13 protein-coding genes are annotated in these 16,049 nt (G+C 39.5%); 1 reads left to right on the forward strand and 12 read right to left on the reverse strand.

Going from position 1 to position 16,049, the window contains the following annotated elements:
• Positions 1-233: 233 nt before the first annotated feature.
• The 12 genes from IEV74_RS05200 to IEV74_RS05255 form a co-directional block, all read right to left on the reverse strand.
• Positions 234-1,748 carry an AbgT family transporter gene (locus IEV74_RS05200; RefSeq protein ID WP_188454269.1) on the reverse strand — a complete coding sequence of 505 codons (1,515 nt, stop codon included), beginning with the start codon at positions 1,746-1,748 and terminating at the stop codon, positions 234-236.
• A gap of 45 nt (positions 1,749-1,793) precedes the next feature.
• Positions 1,794-3,233 (reverse strand): M20 family metallopeptidase, encoded by a 1,440-nt coding sequence (locus tag IEV74_RS05205; RefSeq protein ID WP_188454270.1) that lies wholly within the window; start codon positions 3,231-3,233, stop codon positions 1,794-1,796.
• A 447-nt stretch (positions 3,234-3,680) separates the two neighbouring features.
• A complete protein-coding gene (locus tag IEV74_RS05210; RefSeq protein WP_188454271.1) occupies positions 3,681-4,991 on the reverse strand; it encodes an amidohydrolase in 1,311 nt (436 codons plus the stop codon).
• Positions 4,992-5,032: 41 nt separating this feature from the next.
• Positions 5,033-6,826, reverse strand: a complete 1,794-nt coding sequence (locus IEV74_RS05215) for a S9 family peptidase (protein ID WP_188454272.1) — start codon at positions 6,824-6,826, stop codon at positions 5,033-5,035.
• Positions 6,827-6,850: 24 nt separating this feature from the next.
• Positions 6,851-7,234: a DUF3899 domain-containing protein gene (locus IEV74_RS05220; protein WP_188454273.1), complete on the reverse strand. Its 384-nt coding sequence runs from the start codon at positions 7,232-7,234 to the stop codon at positions 6,851-6,853.
• A 314-nt stretch (positions 7,235-7,548) separates the two neighbouring features.
• Positions 7,549-9,180 carry a peptide ABC transporter substrate-binding protein gene (locus tag IEV74_RS05225; RefSeq protein ID WP_188454274.1) on the reverse strand — a complete coding sequence of 544 codons (1,632 nt, stop codon included), beginning with the start codon at positions 9,178-9,180 and terminating at the stop codon, positions 7,549-7,551.
• A 72-nt stretch (positions 9,181-9,252) separates the two neighbouring features.
• The gene (locus IEV74_RS05230; protein WP_188454275.1) at positions 9,253-10,203 is read right to left on the reverse strand and encodes an ABC transporter ATP-binding protein; all 951 of its coding nucleotides are present in this window, start codon (positions 10,201-10,203) and stop codon (positions 9,253-9,255) included.
• Entirely contained in the window at positions 10,200-11,219 is a 1,020-nt protein-coding gene (locus tag IEV74_RS05235; protein WP_188454276.1) for an ABC transporter ATP-binding protein, read from the reverse strand. Before IEV74_RS05235 ends, IEV74_RS05230 begins: the two co-directional genes overlap by 4 nt.
• Positions 11,220-11,231: 12 nt before the next feature.
• Positions 11,232-12,173, reverse strand: a complete 942-nt coding sequence (locus IEV74_RS05240) for an ABC transporter permease (protein ID WP_188454277.1) — start codon at positions 12,171-12,173, stop codon at positions 11,232-11,234.
• A gap of 2 nt (positions 12,174-12,175) precedes the next feature.
• Entirely contained in the window at positions 12,176-13,102 is a 927-nt protein-coding gene (locus IEV74_RS05245; protein WP_188454278.1) for an ABC transporter permease, read from the reverse strand.
• Between the two features lie 40 nt (positions 13,103-13,142).
• Positions 13,143-13,991, reverse strand: coding sequence for a M55 family metallopeptidase (locus tag IEV74_RS05250; RefSeq protein ID WP_188454279.1), 849 nt, complete (start codon positions 13,989-13,991; stop codon positions 13,143-13,145).
• A 71-nt stretch (positions 13,992-14,062) separates the two neighbouring features.
• Entirely contained in the window at positions 14,063-14,512 is a 450-nt protein-coding gene (locus IEV74_RS05255; protein WP_188454280.1) for an Lrp/AsnC family transcriptional regulator, read from the reverse strand.
• A gap of 191 nt (positions 14,513-14,703) precedes the next feature.
• Here IEV74_RS05255 and IEV74_RS05260 point away from each other — a divergent pair, with 191 nt between their 5' ends.
• Complete coding sequence (locus tag IEV74_RS05260) at positions 14,704-15,825, forward strand: amidohydrolase (RefSeq protein ID WP_188454281.1); 1,122 nt, start codon at positions 14,704-14,706, stop codon at positions 15,823-15,825.
• Positions 15,826-16,049 lie beyond the last annotated feature (224 nt).

Consider the following 16,049-nt stretch of genomic DNA (forward strand, 5'->3'; position numbering starts at 1 on the left):
TCATATAGCCTGAATTTAGAAATCACTGCTATTTCTCCAGATATACAAAAAGCCGCCAATTCACGATTGGACGGCTTTTTATTAGGTTTTTTCCCTTAACGTTATTCATAGACATACACATACTAATCGAGTCAATCAAACTATCAATTCAACTTACACTTTTATCATTAATTAACCAAAATGGCAACTTGTGAAAGTCGCGTCCCTGCTAAATTCAATTTGCTGTCTTCCAATTATAAATATGGATCAATTCCTGGCCCAAACGGTATACCGGTAAAGAAGAATATCAGTAATAAAATGACCCACGTTATTAAGAAACAAATCGAATACGGTATCATTAATGAAATTAACGTTCCAATTCCAGCCTTCTTATCATATTTTTGCATGAACGACAGAACAATAACCATATATGGCATTAAAGGGGTTACGATATTGGTCGATGAATCCGCAACACGATAAGCTACCTGTGTGAATGCTGGGTGATAGCCAAGCTGCATAAACATAGGAACAAAAACTGGTGCCTCAAGTGCCCATTTTGCCGAACCAGATGTAATTAGAAAGTTTAGTGATGCTGTGAAAATGATATACCCAATAATTAACCATATTCCGGTAAAATTAATATCCTTTAGTAATTCCGCACCATTTACGGCAACCCACGTACCAATGTTCGACCAGCTAAAGTAAGCAATAAACTGTGCAATTGCAAAAATCAATACGATATAGCCTGACATGTCCTTCATGGATTCTCCCATATATTTTCCTACGTCTTTACTCGATTTAATTTTCCCAACAGTCATACCATAGGCAACCCCAATAGTAATAAAGAAAAAGAGAATAATAGGGACAATGCCATCCAAGAATGGAGAAGGTACAATTCCTCCATTTTCATTCCTAAGCGGGCTATTGGGTAAAAATATTGCAATAGCTATGATCGCCAAATATATTGCTCCAGCAATTATGGAATTTCGAAACGCCTTGCCTGCCTTAGGATGTTCTTCCTCTAATTCCACTTCAACCGCATCACCTTTATACTTGCCTAACCTCGGTTCGATAATCTTATTCGTGACAAGCCCGCCGACAACCGTCAGTACAAATACGGAGACAATATTAAAATACCAGTTGTCAACAGGGGTTACGACAACAGATTCATCAATAATAGCGGCAGCTTCGGTCGAGATACCTGCCAAAAGTGCATCCGTTCCAGCGATGAGCAGGTTTGCAGTAAAACCCGCCCCAGCTGCCGCATAACCTACAGCAAGGCCAGCAAGCGGATGCCGTCCAACTTTATAAAATACCATCGCTGCAAGAGGTGGAATCAGTACCATTGCAGCATCGGATGCAATGTTACCCATGATCCCTACGAATACTACTGTATAAGTGATGAGGGCAGGGGGTGATTTTAGAATTGTCTTTTTAATTGCGTAATCCAGCAACCCTACTTTTTCAGCAAGACCAATCCCTAACATCATTGCCAGTACAAGTCCAAGCGGTGCGAATCCAGTAAAGTTATCGAGCATGGATGTTAGAATGTATTTTACACCCTCACCGGAAGCCAAACTTTTTACCGGCAGCTCTTCTCCGGTACCTGGATGAATAACCGATGCGTTAAATAAACTAAAAATATAGGACGCAATAATAACCAGAACAGCCAGAACCGCGAATAGAACAAATGGGTCCGGAAGCTTGTTGCCTGCCTTTTCAATGAGATTAAGAAACTTTGAAAATATCCCTTTTTTATTGTTCTCCATGTTACCCCTCACTTTACAATAGGATTAGTTGGAATGTGCCAACACTTATTCATGATTTAATTTTGATGTCTCTACATCCTTAGGAATCGGACAGCTATAAGGGTTTTTTTCTTTAAACACCTTAAATTCCTGTTGGATAAGGTTTACCGCTGCTTGATCAGTTAATAGGTCGACAGCTGTTAAGGACATTGCCTCAGCTGCCCTTAGCATTCCTTTATGTGCATAGCTGCTTATTCCTTGCGTGGTCATTTGCCATGTGTGCAATGGTGTTCCAAGTGCAGATGTGGATGCTGTTAATTGGGCTGTTGGCACTACCCAGCTGACATCAGCAACATCGGTTGAACCTGCAAGTACTTCCCAAGATTCAATATATGGAGATATCGTATCCGCTAAATATTTTCCTGCAAATTCACTCCCATCACCACTATAGCCAAACCCTCTTATCACATCTAAATAGCCTTCTTTTTCACCTTCTGTAAATGAAGACCAAAGTTTTTCCGCAAATGAAATTTCATCTTGAGAAGGTGGTTCAATTCCGGCAGTATTTAGGTTTTTATACAATAATTTTTCTAAATTTCGATTTTGAATATAATTGGAACATGCTTTATCAAATTTGATGGTTAACGCTGTCTCCGTCATTAAAGCAGCACCTTCAGCTATTTTTGTGACACGCTTAAAGATTTCATCAACCTGCTTTACTTTAGGAGCGCGGATTAAATATAAAACTTCCGCATCTGCTTGAACCACATTAGGTGAAATCCCTCCTGTATTTGTTACTGCATAGTGCATGCGGGCTTCCGAAATAACGTGTTCACGCAAATAATTGACACCGATATTCATCAATTCAACGGCGTCCAGTGCACTTCTGCCTAAATGTGGAGAATTGGCCGCATGGGAAGCAACACCTCTAAATTTAAAATAAACCTGGTAATTGGCAAGACTGGACAAACTCATAATGCTGTTAGCTGGTGATGGGTGCCAGGTTAATGCCGCATCAACACCTTCAAAAACACCTTCTCTAACCATAAATGTTTTACCTGAACCACCTTCCTCACCAGGACACCCAAAAAATTTAACAGTACCCGGCAAGTTATTTTCCTCAAGGTATTTTTTCGTCGCACATGCTGCTGCAAATGCTCCAGTCCCTAGCAGATTGTGACCGCAGCCATGTCCAACGTTTTTATCACCAGGCTCATATGCTGTTTTATTCGGAACCTGACCAAGACCTGACAGTGCATCAAACTCACCCAGGAATCCAATCACGGGCGAATCACTGCCGTAGGATGCGACGAATGCAGTTTCGATTTTGGCAACGCCTCGGTCAACTCTGAACCCTTCTTTCTCACATTCCGATGCTAGAAATTCCGACGATGAATATTCTTCAAATCTTGTTTCTGGATGATAATATATATATTCACTAACGTTTTTAAAACGATCCTCGTTAGTTTCTAAATAACGTTTAACAAATTTGTTTGAATGTGCCATGTATACCCTCCAGTTGTAATAGATTTCTACAAAAAATGACAATTTTCCAAAAATAATTTATTCAATGATACCGATTACATAAAAGAAAGTCAATGGTATTATTTTACTCTTTAGAATATACAGTTTCCTTGAAATGAATTAGCTATATAACCCTGTTTCCAACTTTACAAACTCAGCTAAAACCCTTGTACCCTTTATCAAATCTTCAATTGATGCAAATTCGTCCGGATGATGACTAAGTCCATTTTACAAGGAATAAAAATAAGCCCGGACAGCTATTTCGCTTCCATGTTCCTGCTTCATCCTGATGCGTGACAAGCTCAAGCTCAGCTGCAATTTTTCAAAACTGTAAATGTGCTTTCTTTTCTTCCTTTGAAAAGCATAATCGGCTGAATCCACTGGTAGTCTCCATCGTGTCGGTAAGATTGAGATTGCATAATTTCTAAGCTAGCCATGCTTCTTGCAATCTGGAGATCCTCCCTTCAAAATGTTAACGTAAGTTTCTAATGCAACTGGCAAAACTTCCTCCTGAAAATCAAATGCCGGGTGATGATGCGGATAATTTAATTCCGTTCCAAACAGCATATAAGTAGCTTTTCCTCCCTTTTGCTGAACACGATTCATCATAAAACTGGCATCCTCTGAACCGGAGACTTGTGCTATAGGAATAATTTCATTAACTAATTCACTATTGCTGCACCAATTTTCTATCTTTGGAATCAGTGCTGTATCACAGGCTATTTCTTCAGTTACACCCACTTGATCAATTCTGCATGTAACGTTATGCATGTTCGCTGACGCATGAATTATGCGCGACGCTTCGTCAAGCATATATTGATTAATCTTCTGTGTTTCGCCACGAGTCTCGACTTCAATATAACCTTTTTCAGGAATAATATTTCGTCCGCTTCCAGCCACAATTTTTCCTACATTGATACGGGTAATTCCATCACTATTGCGTGGGATAGCATACAAATTATTTGCCGCAGTGGTAGCTGCGAGCAGTGCATTTCTTCCAAGTTCTGGGTGCATTCCGGCATGTGAAGCAACACCTGAAAAATACGCATTTAATTTTGTCGATGCAAGAAATCCCTGTATTGCAGCTGCCACTGTTCCTACTGGCAGTGATTGAATTCCAATATGACCCGCGTAAAAATAGTCTACATCGTCCAGCCATCCCTTTTCAGTCATTGCTTTAGCGCCTCTTCCCCCCTCTTCAGCAGGTTGAAATAATAATGTAAAGCGCCCTTTTAAGCTGTCTTGGTGTGCAGCAATATAAGCAGCGACCCCTAGCCCTATCGTCATATGACCATCATGGCCGCACGCATGCATGACATTCTTTTCGTTAGAGGCAAAATGATTTAAGGATGGAAAATGCTCCCCATCTGCAATCTCATTAATCGGCAGGGCGTCAATGTCAAAACGAAATGCTACATGGTCACCTTCTCTTCCAGTATCCCATGTTGCAACTAGACCCGTAAAACCGCCACGCATTTTATCTAACCATGCTTTCTCAACACCCTTCAATTCCGCTTTTTCCTCCTGTATTTTAAGGTCAGCTTCGTTTGGCAGTCCTAAGCGGGATTCATCATCTAATGCCTGTTTTCCAACATTTAGGTTAAAGCCAAGTTTTTGCAGCTCCTTGCCAAGTTTATATGTCGTCACATATTCCATAAAACCCAATTCAGGTTCACAATGAAATGAACGGCGCCATTTTATTAATTGAGGGGTTATATTTTTAATAAAATTTCCAGTCATAAAGAATCATCCCTTTTCCAAGTGTATGTTTGCTGTAAAAACTATAAATATTTCTCCATAAACTGAACAATCATTGTATTCATATGAATATGATTTTCTATTTTTTCCGTTTGATGTCCCTCATCCTCAAAAATCACGAGATCCACTTGTTTCCCCTGACCTTTTAGATCCGCCGTCAGCTGTTCAGCCTCATTTACCGGTACTCTTGTATCGTTTCGACCATGAAAAATCAATAATGGAACAGAAATCTTGTCTGTATGATTTAAAGGGGCAATTTGTTCAAAAAATTCTGTGTCATTTGCTAATGATCCATATTCGAACTCCCTTAATTTTCTTCTCCATGGTCCGGTATTTTCTAAAAATGTCTTAAAGTGTGATATACCAACGATGTCCACTCCTGCCGCCCAGACATCCGGATAGTGTGTCAATGCAGCCAGCACCATAAATCCGCCATAACTGCGTCCCATTATCCCAACCTTTTTAGGATCAACTTTTTTATTATCGACTAGGTCTTTAACAAGCCATTTTAAATCAGCAACGGAATCCATCCGCTTTCGTCCATCGTCCAGTTTCACATAATTCCTGCCGTATCCCATACTGCCACGAACATTCGGAGCTGCTACAGCAAAGCCATTTGCAGCTAAAAATTGTATAACAGGATTAAACTCGGCACGGATTTGGCTCTCTGGACCCCCATGTACATATACGACAACAGGCTGTGATCGCTTCTTATCCCCATAATAAAAATACGGTACTTCTAATCCATCAAAGGAAATGAAGCTGGCCAATTCTGGTTCCGTCCATAAATGTTGTATCTCCTCCGCTTCACCAACAAAGGTAACCCGTTCTGTCTTCCAGTTATATAGATTGATTTTCCATACATCACCCGGAAGTACAGCGCTTTTTACATTAATGAGTAATTCCTGATCACATAACCAGGAAAGGGATTGCATGACACCAGTTGGAACTCCTTTGATATAGTTGTATGTCTGTGTATCAAAATCATAAATGCCAAGCCGGGAAGTACCACCTTCGTTTACGGTGAATGCAAGCTTTTTTTCACCTGGAGACAGTTTTATTTCCTCAATATCCCACTTTTCAACAGTGACCAGTTCCGTTAGCTTGGATGGTTCAGTGAATGAAAACCGGTAAACGCCTAAAGTGTCACGATCTATATCAGATAAAAGAATTCCTCCCATGCCATCCTTTGTCAATTGTAATGATTGGTACCTCGCTAATGTATCTTCTTTGCCTAATTTATAAGACTCTTTTGTTTCTGCATGTAACACATATAATGATTGATCAATGTTCGTATCCGGCATACTTAGGATTAGGCTTTTCCCATCTTTTGTCCAGCAAATTGGTGTACAGTTTCCGTCTACCTTATACACGAGTTCCTCTGTCTTTGTTGCAATATCCAGTATAAAAACATCAAAATAACCTGGATGACGGCGGTTACTTGAAAAGGCTATTTTCGTCTCATCTGGTGACCACCCGCCAAATTGATGAAAATGTTCACTTGATATGACAAGCTCCTCCACTATCTCACCATTCTTACGCAACAAATATAATTGCTGTTTTTCATTCCCTTTATAATCCATCCCAACTACTGTTTTATCTCCTGATGGGGAATGATGGACAGAAAGAACGCGATCCTTCAAGTCGGTATATTGTTTAATTTGAGATGTTTCCTCATCCCATTTCCAAACTTGTGGTATTCCCGTTTCTTTTGAAATAAATGTAAAAGCCTTTTGATTCGGGATTACTTTTGGTTGATATGCACCATATACATGTAAATAGGTGGACAATAGTTGATCTTTTGACGAATTAGCCATGTTTGAGCTCCTTTATAAAAATTGTTAATTACTGTAAAAAACAACTAATCCAATAATAGATAGAAGGGTTGATGCCGAAGAAAAACTTGACACAAAAAGAAGCAGCCATTTTGCTGTAGATTGTTTAAATTGTTTTAACCCTTCATCATTGGCAAATCGCTGGTCTGCTCGCTGCAGAGATCTGGACTTGCCAGCAGGCATTAAGAATTGCCCCATTGACCGAAATCCATTTATAAATAAATCCAAAAATTTGGTTTGCCATATCTTGATGCAAGCGGTGACGATTGAGGAAATCAATCCAAACAGAAAGGTGTAGTTTATCCATTCCACCAGTGACCAATCTAAAACTAGTTTACAGCCAATCCAAACAACTGCAACAAAACAATTCAATCCGATAAATTTCCTCATTTTCATCATCCCCAAATTAAATCTCATTTCACATATTTTGTTAACCTTGTACCTCGCAATTTCGGAAAAATGCGCAATATATTAACCATTTCAAATAGTTTATAAAACCCGCAGCCCGTATACACTACGCTTTCCGGGGAGCGGAGGGCGATTAAAACTAAACTTAATTATTACTTACATCACAGTATTCATATTTTGCAATACTAAACAACAATCCTCTGAAAATAGCATAATGAAGAGGATAAAGCCCCTTGTGAATCCAACTCGCAAAAAGCTAATTATTGGAAAGGGGCTTTATCAATATATAAACTATACTATTCAGCAGATTTTGATGCCCATTTGAGATTAGGATAACGATTGACGTAATAGACAATATCCTCAAATTGTGTATTTACCAGATAGTTATTTTTGTAGAAATATACTGGCATAAACGGCATGTCATCAAGCAAAATTTTCTCAGCCTCATGGAGCATCTCATACCGTTTTTCCTGATCCTGCTCTACTTTGGATTTTGCCATGATGGAATCAAATTCTTCATTAACCCAGCCTGTACGGTTATTCGGACTATCACCCAAATAGTAGTCAAGGTTTACAACTGGATCTAGGAATATACCAATCCAGCCCATTCGAGCCATTTGGAAATTGTGCTGTTTCGTTGTTTCTAAATATGTTCCCCATTCTTGGTTGCCCAGTTGGATACTCACACCTAGATTTTTCTTGATCATTTCCTGAACAGCTTCTGCTACTTTTTTATGGTTTTCCGATGTATTGTACATTAATGTAACTTCCGGCAACGTATCCCAGCCTTCTTCTTCCATACCCTCTTCAAGCAGCTTCTTAGCATCTTCAGTCTTTTCTTCAAATTGCGGACCACCATTTTCACGGAAATCCCCATTTGGCGTATTTGCCCCTGGTGGCACCATTGCATATGCCGGTGTTTCGCCACCTAATGTTACGTTTTTCGTTAATGCTTCACGATTAATTGCCATGGCAAATGCTTTACGAACTTTTTTATTGGTAAAAGGTTCTTTATCTACATTAAACATATACATATAGGTTCCATAATAAGGGACCTCTTTATATTCCGGATTTTCCCTCTCTGTTGCAATAACATCAGTTGGTAATGTCATCACTAGGTCCAGTTCACCCGTTTTGAACATTTGGTAATATGTTGTTGCCTGGTTTACTAATTCAAATGTAACTTTTTCTAAATTCACTACATCTTTATCATAATATTCATCGTTTTTTTCAATAACGACATAACTATCGTGTTTCCATTCTGACATTTTAAATGGACCATTACTTACAAACGTATCTGCCTCTGCTGACCAATTTTCATTTGCCTCAACGGCTTCTTTTTGTACTGGATAGAATGTCCACAATGTTAGTAAACTATCAAAATATCCTAGTGGTGAATTCAGCTGAACTTCAAATGTTGTATCATTTACTGCATTAATACCAACATCTTCAACTGAACCATTGCCTTTGTTGTACGCTTCAGCGCCTTTAATATAGTACATATAAAAAGCAAAAGCACTTCCCGTTTCAGGGTTCAACACACGCTTCCAGGCATATTCAAAGTCCTCTGCGGTTACCTGTGAGCCGTCCGACCATTTCGCATCTTCACGTAATGTAAAGGTGTATGTTTTACCATCCTCTGATACTTTTACATCCTTTGCTGCACCTAGAACTGGATTCCCTTCTTTATCCCGTGTATATAACCCTTCAAAAATATGGTCTAAAATCCAGCCAGAAGTCGTGTCAGTTGCTAATGCCGGATCAATTGCCGGCGGTTCTGTCATAGCATTTACGACGATTTCCTGTTTTACTTCACCACTATCCTTACTATCGGTGGAGGACTCCTCATCTCCTCCCCCGCCATAACATCCTGAAAGAACAGTAGAGATTGTCAGTAACATTACCAATGCTAGAAACCCTTTTTTCATTTCCCTTCACTCCCTAATATTTTTATTGTATCTTCATCACCTGAGCCAGGTGTAAAGCTCACCCCCTAAAAGTTAATATAAATGGCAAGCTGTCCAGTGGTCATGTTCCACCTCTTTCCATTGTGGCTCCTGGTGAGAGCAGATCTCCATTGCATGCGGACACCTTGTACGAAAACGGCAGCCACTGGGTGGATTTGTCGGGCTAGGCGGATCACCAGCAAGCACAATCCGATCCCTTTTTGCAGTACGCGGATTTGCCTGTGGGATTGCGGATAATAATGCCTGTGTATATGGATGCAATGGACGATTAAACATATCATTGCTGCTGCTTAGTTCCATCATTTTCCCTAGGTACATGACACCGATGCGATCACTAATATGTTTTACCATTCCAAGATCATGGGCAATAAATAGATATGTCAATCCCTCAGATTTCTTCAAATCCTCCATTAAATTAATTACTTGTGCCTGGATGGAAACATCTAATGCAGAAATTGGTTCATCAGCCACAATAAATTTCGGTTCAACTGCCAGTGCTCTGGCTATACCAATCCGCTGTCTTTGTCCACCACTAAATTCATGCGGATACCGTTTTGCATGTTCTGGACGTAACCCGACACGCTCCAGTAATTGATAAATCCGATTCGTACGCTCTTTTCCTTTAAGAAGTTTATAGGCATCCAATCCTTCTGCAATAATATCCCCTACCCGCATTCTGGGATTAAGTGATGCATGAGGATCCTGAAAGATAATTTGCATTTCCTTGTTTACTTTTCGTTTCATTTCTTTATTAAATTTCGTTACATCTAGACCATTGTAGATGATATTTCCTCCGGTGGGCTGCTGTAGTCCTACTAGCGTTTTCCCCAACGTGGATTTGCCGCTTCCACTTTCACCTACCAGTCCAAATGTTTCTCCTTTTTTCACTGTAAAAGATATATTGTCAACAGATTTGACCGAAAGATCCTTTTTAATTGGAAAATACTTCTTTAAATCTTGGACTTCAACAAGCTGTTCCGTCACCATTCTTCCCTCCCAAGCGCGACCAGTTCTTCTTCCTTAGGTGCACGCGGATCATTCAGCCAGCATTTGGCAACGTGACCGCCATCGATTTCATATTCTGATGGCATTTCTTCTAAACAAACCTCCATTGCATACTTGCATCGCGGTGCAAACGGACATCCTTTGGGTGGTGCAAATAGATCTGGGGGTGATCCATCAATTGGTTCCAGTTGTTTCTTCTCTTCTTCATCAATGTTTGGTATTGAATTTAATAATCCCCATGTATACGGATGTTTTGGATTTTCGAATATATCAAATACGGTTCCACTCTCCACCATCATTCCGCCATACATCACGATAACTCGCTGGGCTGTTTCTGCTACGACACCAAGATCATGCGTAATTAAGATGATGGATGTTTTTGTTTCTTCCTGTATTTGTTTCATCAACTCCAGTACCTGTGCCTGAATCGTCACATCTAATGCAGTTGTTGGTTCATCAGCAATTAACAGTTCTGGATTACAAGCGAGCGCGATGGCAATCATGGCCCGTTGCCGCATTCCCCCACTAAACTCGTGCGGATATTGATTGTAACGTTCTTCAGGATTGGGGATACCTACAAGCTTGATCATTTCAATTGCGCGCTTTTTTGCCTCTGATTTTGATAGTCTCTGATGAATTATTAATCCTTCTTCGATTTGCTTCCCAACCCTCATAGTAGGATTCAATGATGTCATTGGATCCTGAAAAATCATACCGATCTTAGAACCTTTTACTTTCCGTAATTCCTTTTTAGGCCTTCTTAAAAGTTCTTTTCCTTGAAATCGGATACTGCCACCTTTAATAATGCCTGGTGGTGTTGGGATAAGGCCCATAATTGATTGTACGGTTACACTTTTGCCACTGCCGCTTTCTCCGACAATTGCTAAAACCTCACCCTTATCGACGTGAAAGGAAACATCTCGAACAGCCTTTACTTCGCCGCCATATGTTTTAAAATTTATTTTTAAATGGTTAACCTCTAATAAATGACTCATATTGCCTACCTCCTAATTACGTGCTTGTGGATCGAGCGCATCCTGTAATCCGTCACCAAACACATTAAAAGCAAACATGGTTAGTGAGATCATAAAGGCTGGAAAAAATAGTCTCCACCATTGTCCACTTAAGATAACGCCCAATGCATCGTTAGCCATCGTACCCCAGCTAGCAAATGGGGCTTGTACCCCAAGGCCCAAGAAGCTTAAAAATGCTTCAGCAAAAATCGCCGTTGGAATGGTAAATGTCAAATTAACAATAATAATTCCAAGCGTATTAGGCAGCAGATGTCGAAAAATTATTTTTGCATGTGACGTTCCGAGTTTCTCCGCAGCCATTACATATTCCTGTTCCTTTAGCTGCAGAACCTGTCCGCGAATAATTCGTGCCATTCCTACCCAGCCGGTAACAGATAATGCAATAATGATTGTCAGCACACCAGGCTCCATAATTACCATTAAGAGGATAACTACAAGTAAGTAAGGGATACCATATAAAATCTCTACGATTCGCATTAATATATTGTCAATTCGGTCTCCTATTTTCCCCCTGCCAGCCATATAACCCGATACACCGCCAACAATTACACCAATAACGAGGTCAATTAATGCTGCAAAAAAACCAATTGTTAATGATACCCTTGCCCCCTGCCATGTTCTGGACCACATATCACGCCCCAGATCATCCGTTCCAAACAGATGCTCACCAGATGGCGCTATATTCGCCCCGGTTAAATCTTGTTCAGATGCACTGTATGGAACCATGGATGGACCAAATATCCCGAAGAAAATAATAACCAAAAGAAGGACTAGTCCCAATACAGCTAATTTGTTTTTTACAATACTTAACAATGTATCCTTCCAAACACTTAAACTCGGACGCTGAATCGAATCTGCCTGCAATTTAGTTGGATCTGCCGGTCGAAACAAAGTACTATCCAGCTGCTTTCCCATGATCAATCCCCCTTACTTGTCAGCTTAATTCTTGGATCAATTAATCGATAGGAAATATCGATTAAAAACAAAGTAAAAACTAAAATTACGCTAAAAAATACTGTTGTACCCATAATTACTGGATAATCACGATTAAAAATACTGTCAACAAAATATTTACCGATACCTGGAATAGCAAATATTTTTTCAATAACGAAAGTACCCGTAATCAACGACACGAAGAGTGGGCCAATAAAGGATACGACAGGTAAGATCGCATTCCGTATTCCATGTTTGAGAACAATCTTAAATGACGATAACCCTTTTGCATCAGCTGTTTTAATGTAATTCTGATTCATAACGTCCAGCATACTCGAACGCATAAACCGGGCAACAACTGCCAAAGGTGTAGTTGCCAATGCTAACGTAGGCAGTATGGAATGTTGAAAAGATCCCCATGATGCAACTGGAAGCAAGCCCCACTTAACCGAGAAATAATTGATTAGTAATGGAGCTAAGATAAAGCTCGGTACAGATATCCCAACAATGGCAATGACCATCGACACATAATCCAGGAATCTGTTATGGTATAATGCTGCGATGATCCCTAACAATAATCCAAATACTATGGCAATAAGCAATGACTGAAGTCCCAATGTTGCAGAAGCTGGAAAACCCGATGCGATAATGTCATTTACGGTACGTGTCTCCGATTGGATGGATGGACCCAAATCGAACATTGCCAGATTTTTAATATAGAGCACATACTGAATAGGAATTGGCTCGTCTAAATTGTATTTCGCCCGCATGTTCTCAACAACTTCTTCTGGAAGAACATCCGCGTCCGATGCAAACGGATCACCTGGAATGAACTTCATAATGACAAACGTTAAAGAAGCAATTACCCATATCGTGAGCAGCATCGTTAAAAATCGTTTTACAATATACATAGCTTAATAGCACCCCCATCATAATTAGTTTTCTATGTTTTTACGCATTAACATTTCCTAAAACTCCATTTGTTGCGGTTATTGCAATAATGACGCAAGCCCACATATGTTTGTATGCCTCAACCATGTCATTACATGTAAAGCGGATTTTCTTAGGACTTATTAATTCAACTGTTGGGAGTGTAGTTGTCATTTTAGCTTGCTGGGGACCTTTGAATTCCAGTTCAAATGTAATTGGCCCGTTTAATGTTACTGGCTTCTGTTCTTTTACCTTTTGAACAGCAGCTTCCGATTTTTGTCGTATGGCATCTTGAGCTGTTTCAGGATGAATCAACTCCGCTGCAAAGCGATCAACTGCACGCTTGGTAATGGCTGATTCGACATTTGGTAATGTTTCTTTCACTTCTTTTATGTAGGCATCATCCCCGCTAATGAATAACGGTGGAACCCCAAATGCACCTGCAACATAAGCGTTAAGTTCCGTTTCGCCTACAATTTTTCCGTTAACTTTCATCTCATTTACACAAACACCCGCTAATGTATGACTGATAACCGTTAGATCTGAACCACCTTCGCGACCGTGATGCCCGACAAACATAATTCCGGCGAATGAATCATCCAACCCTTCTAACTGGCACATCACCCGATTACTTCCGGAAACAAGTCTTGCTCGCGTGTCTAAATCTTCTATTAATATGTTGGACATATTCCCATGTCCATCAGCCACCACCACTTCTGTTGCCCCTCCATTAATAGCTCCATCAATTGCTGCATTCACATCAGCCGTCATTAATTTACGAAAACGCTGATATTCACTTGGAGTTTTTAATTGTTGATTTGTTGCCACTCCTGAAATTCCTTCCATATCAGCTGAAATAAACACTTTCATTTTTATCCACTCCTATGTATTTTTATGTAAAAATCTTTATGCAAAAAGATGTTTAACCCCTTCATTTCTATTCACAACAGATAATCAAACGTATTTTTATAAACTTCCAGCTGTACAATTGTGTTAACACCAGTAACTTCCTCCATTTGATTTATATCATGCAAAACCTTTGTGATTTGATCCTGATCTTCTACCGTTATTTGAACTAGGATTGGATATTCCCCTGTAGTTAACGTAATATAACGGATCAATTTTAAATTTCTTAACTTCTCAATTACAGTCGAAATAGATTTTGATTTTACTTTTAATTGGATAATTGCCCCAGCTTTCAACCCTAAAGCAATTGGGTTCACTACCCCTACTACATCTAAAATTTCTTTATCAAGTAAACTTTTGTAGCGTAGGCGAATCGTTTTCTCTGTTACATTCAGGCGTGCAGCTAATTCTGTGAAAGACATCCTCCCATCATTTGATAAAAGCTTAATAATTCCACGATCTAGTTCATCTATTTTATAGTTCATATATACTACCTGCTTTCTGGACATTTAGGACTATATACTGGTTAAATTAGGTACTATTAAAATTTTTAAGGCTACTTTACAATATTAAAAATATATTTTATTATCTAAAAAAGGAATAATGTTAGAGGTAATTATATCGGATGTATTTTCAGAAATCAATCACTTTTTTAAAAATTTTTGGAGGTTTTGTCATGTTAGCAATTAAAAATTCCACAATTTATGACGGAAAAGGCAATATCCTGGAGGATAAAGTTCTCTTGATAAGTAATGGAAGGTTCAAATCTATCATATCGAATGATGATGTTCCAAAAGGGTGTAAAGTAATAGATGCAAGGGATAAAATTGTCACACCAGGATTAATTGATGTACATACACATCTAGGAGTTTCCGAGGAAGGGGTTGGAAAGGAAGGCTCAGACTTTAATGAAACAAGTGACCCAGTTACACCTCAAATACGGGCAATTGATGGCATTAATCCGATGGAGCTGGGCTTTGATGATGCACGAAAAGCTGGAATAACGACTGTTCAGGTGATGCCTGGAAGTGCAAACGTCATTGGCGGAGAAATGGCTGTGCTAAAAACAGCAGGGAAAATTGTTGATGAAATGGTAATAAAATCACCTTCCGGAATGAAAGCCGCAACTGGAGAAAATCCAAAAAGATTTCATGGTGAGAAAGGAAATATGCCAGTTACCAGAATGGGAGTTGCTGCTAGATTAAGAGAAAAACTAATCGAAGCTCAAAATTACATAAATACCAAGCACACGGAAAGAAAACTAGATCTGGAAAATCTGGCTAAGGTATTGAACAAAGAAATTCCGTTACGTGTCCACGCTCACCGGGCAGATGATATTGTAACCGTGCTTCGCATCAAACGCGAGTTCAATATTGATGTAACAATTGAACATTGTACGGAAGGTCATCATATCGCTGATTATATTGCTAAACATGACGTAAGTGTTTCGTGCGGGCCAACAATGTCTACACGTTCAAAGGTAGAGCTGAAGGATAAAGGATGGACAACCATAAAAACACTACTGGATGCCGGGATTCCCTGTTCGATCACAACCGATCATCCCGTTGTAGGCATTGAATATTTGGTGACAAGCGCCATTCATGCTATCAAAAATGGGATAACGGAGCAACAAGCTTTAAAGGCAATTACATATAACGCTGCAAAACACCTTGGCGTAGAGGAAAAGGTCGGATCAATCGAGGCAGACAAGGATGCTGATTTTGTAGTGTGGAGCGGTAACCCGTTTGATCTTAAAAGTAAGGTCGAAAAAGTGTTCATCAATGGTACAGAAGTTTAAAAACGGAGATATGACTTGGACAAAAGTTTTTTAGTCAAAATTGATATCCGAACGATGAATTCTTCAATTTGAATTTGTTTAAGTTCGGATCTTTTTTGGGTTTAAGTAATCCTTACTGTCAATTGTCCGTAGACTGCGACGTAATGAAATGCTTAGACTACCGTTTCGGAAATACACTAATGTGATATTTTATAACTTCATACGTTTATAGGGATGAGGAAATA

The sequence above is a fragment of the Virgibacillus oceani genome (assembly GCF_014638995.1).
Classification (GTDB): domain Bacteria; phylum Bacillota; class Bacilli; order Bacillales; family Amphibacillaceae; genus Virgibacillus_E; species Virgibacillus_E oceani.

Bases quoted from the DNA above. Each gene is read 5' to 3' on its own strand.
- IEV74_RS05225 (WP_188454274.1), bottom strand. From the start codon at position 9,180: ATGAAAAAAGGGTTTCTAGCATTGGTAATGTTACTGACAATCTCTACT.
- IEV74_RS05220 (WP_188454273.1), bottom strand. From the start codon at position 7,234: ATGAGGAAATTTATCGGATTGAATTGTTTTGTTGCAGTTGTTTGGATT.
- IEV74_RS05215 (WP_188454272.1), bottom strand. From the start codon at position 6,826: ATGGCTAATTCGTCAAAAGATCAACTATTGTCCACCTATTTACATGTA.
- IEV74_RS05205 (WP_188454270.1), bottom strand. From the start codon at position 3,233: ATGGCACATTCAAACAAATTTGTTAAACGTTATTTAGAAACTAACGAG.
- IEV74_RS05210 (WP_188454271.1), bottom strand. From the start codon at position 4,991: ATGACTGGAAATTTTATTAAAAATATAACCCCTCAATTAATAAAATGG.
- IEV74_RS05255 (WP_188454280.1), bottom strand. From the start codon at position 14,512: ATGAACTATAAAATAGATGAACTAGATCGTGGAATTATTAAGCTTTTA.
- IEV74_RS05235 (WP_188454276.1), bottom strand. From the start codon at position 11,219: ATGAGTCATTTATTAGAGGTTAACCATTTAAAAATAAATTTTAAAACA.
- IEV74_RS05240 (WP_188454277.1), bottom strand. From the start codon at position 12,173: ATGGGAAAGCAGCTGGATAGTACTTTGTTTCGACCGGCAGATCCAACT.
- IEV74_RS05260 (WP_188454281.1), top strand. From the start codon at position 14,704: ATGTTAGCAATTAAAAATTCCACAATTTATGACGGAAAAGGCAATATC.
- IEV74_RS05245 (WP_188454278.1), bottom strand. From the start codon at position 13,102: ATGTATATTGTAAAACGATTTTTAACGATGCTGCTCACGATATGGGTA.
- IEV74_RS05250 (WP_188454279.1), bottom strand. From the start codon at position 13,991: ATGAAAGTGTTTATTTCAGCTGATATGGAAGGAATTTCAGGAGTGGCA.
- IEV74_RS05200 (WP_188454269.1), bottom strand. From the start codon at position 1,748: ATGGAGAACAATAAAAAAGGGATATTTTCAAAGTTTCTTAATCTCATT.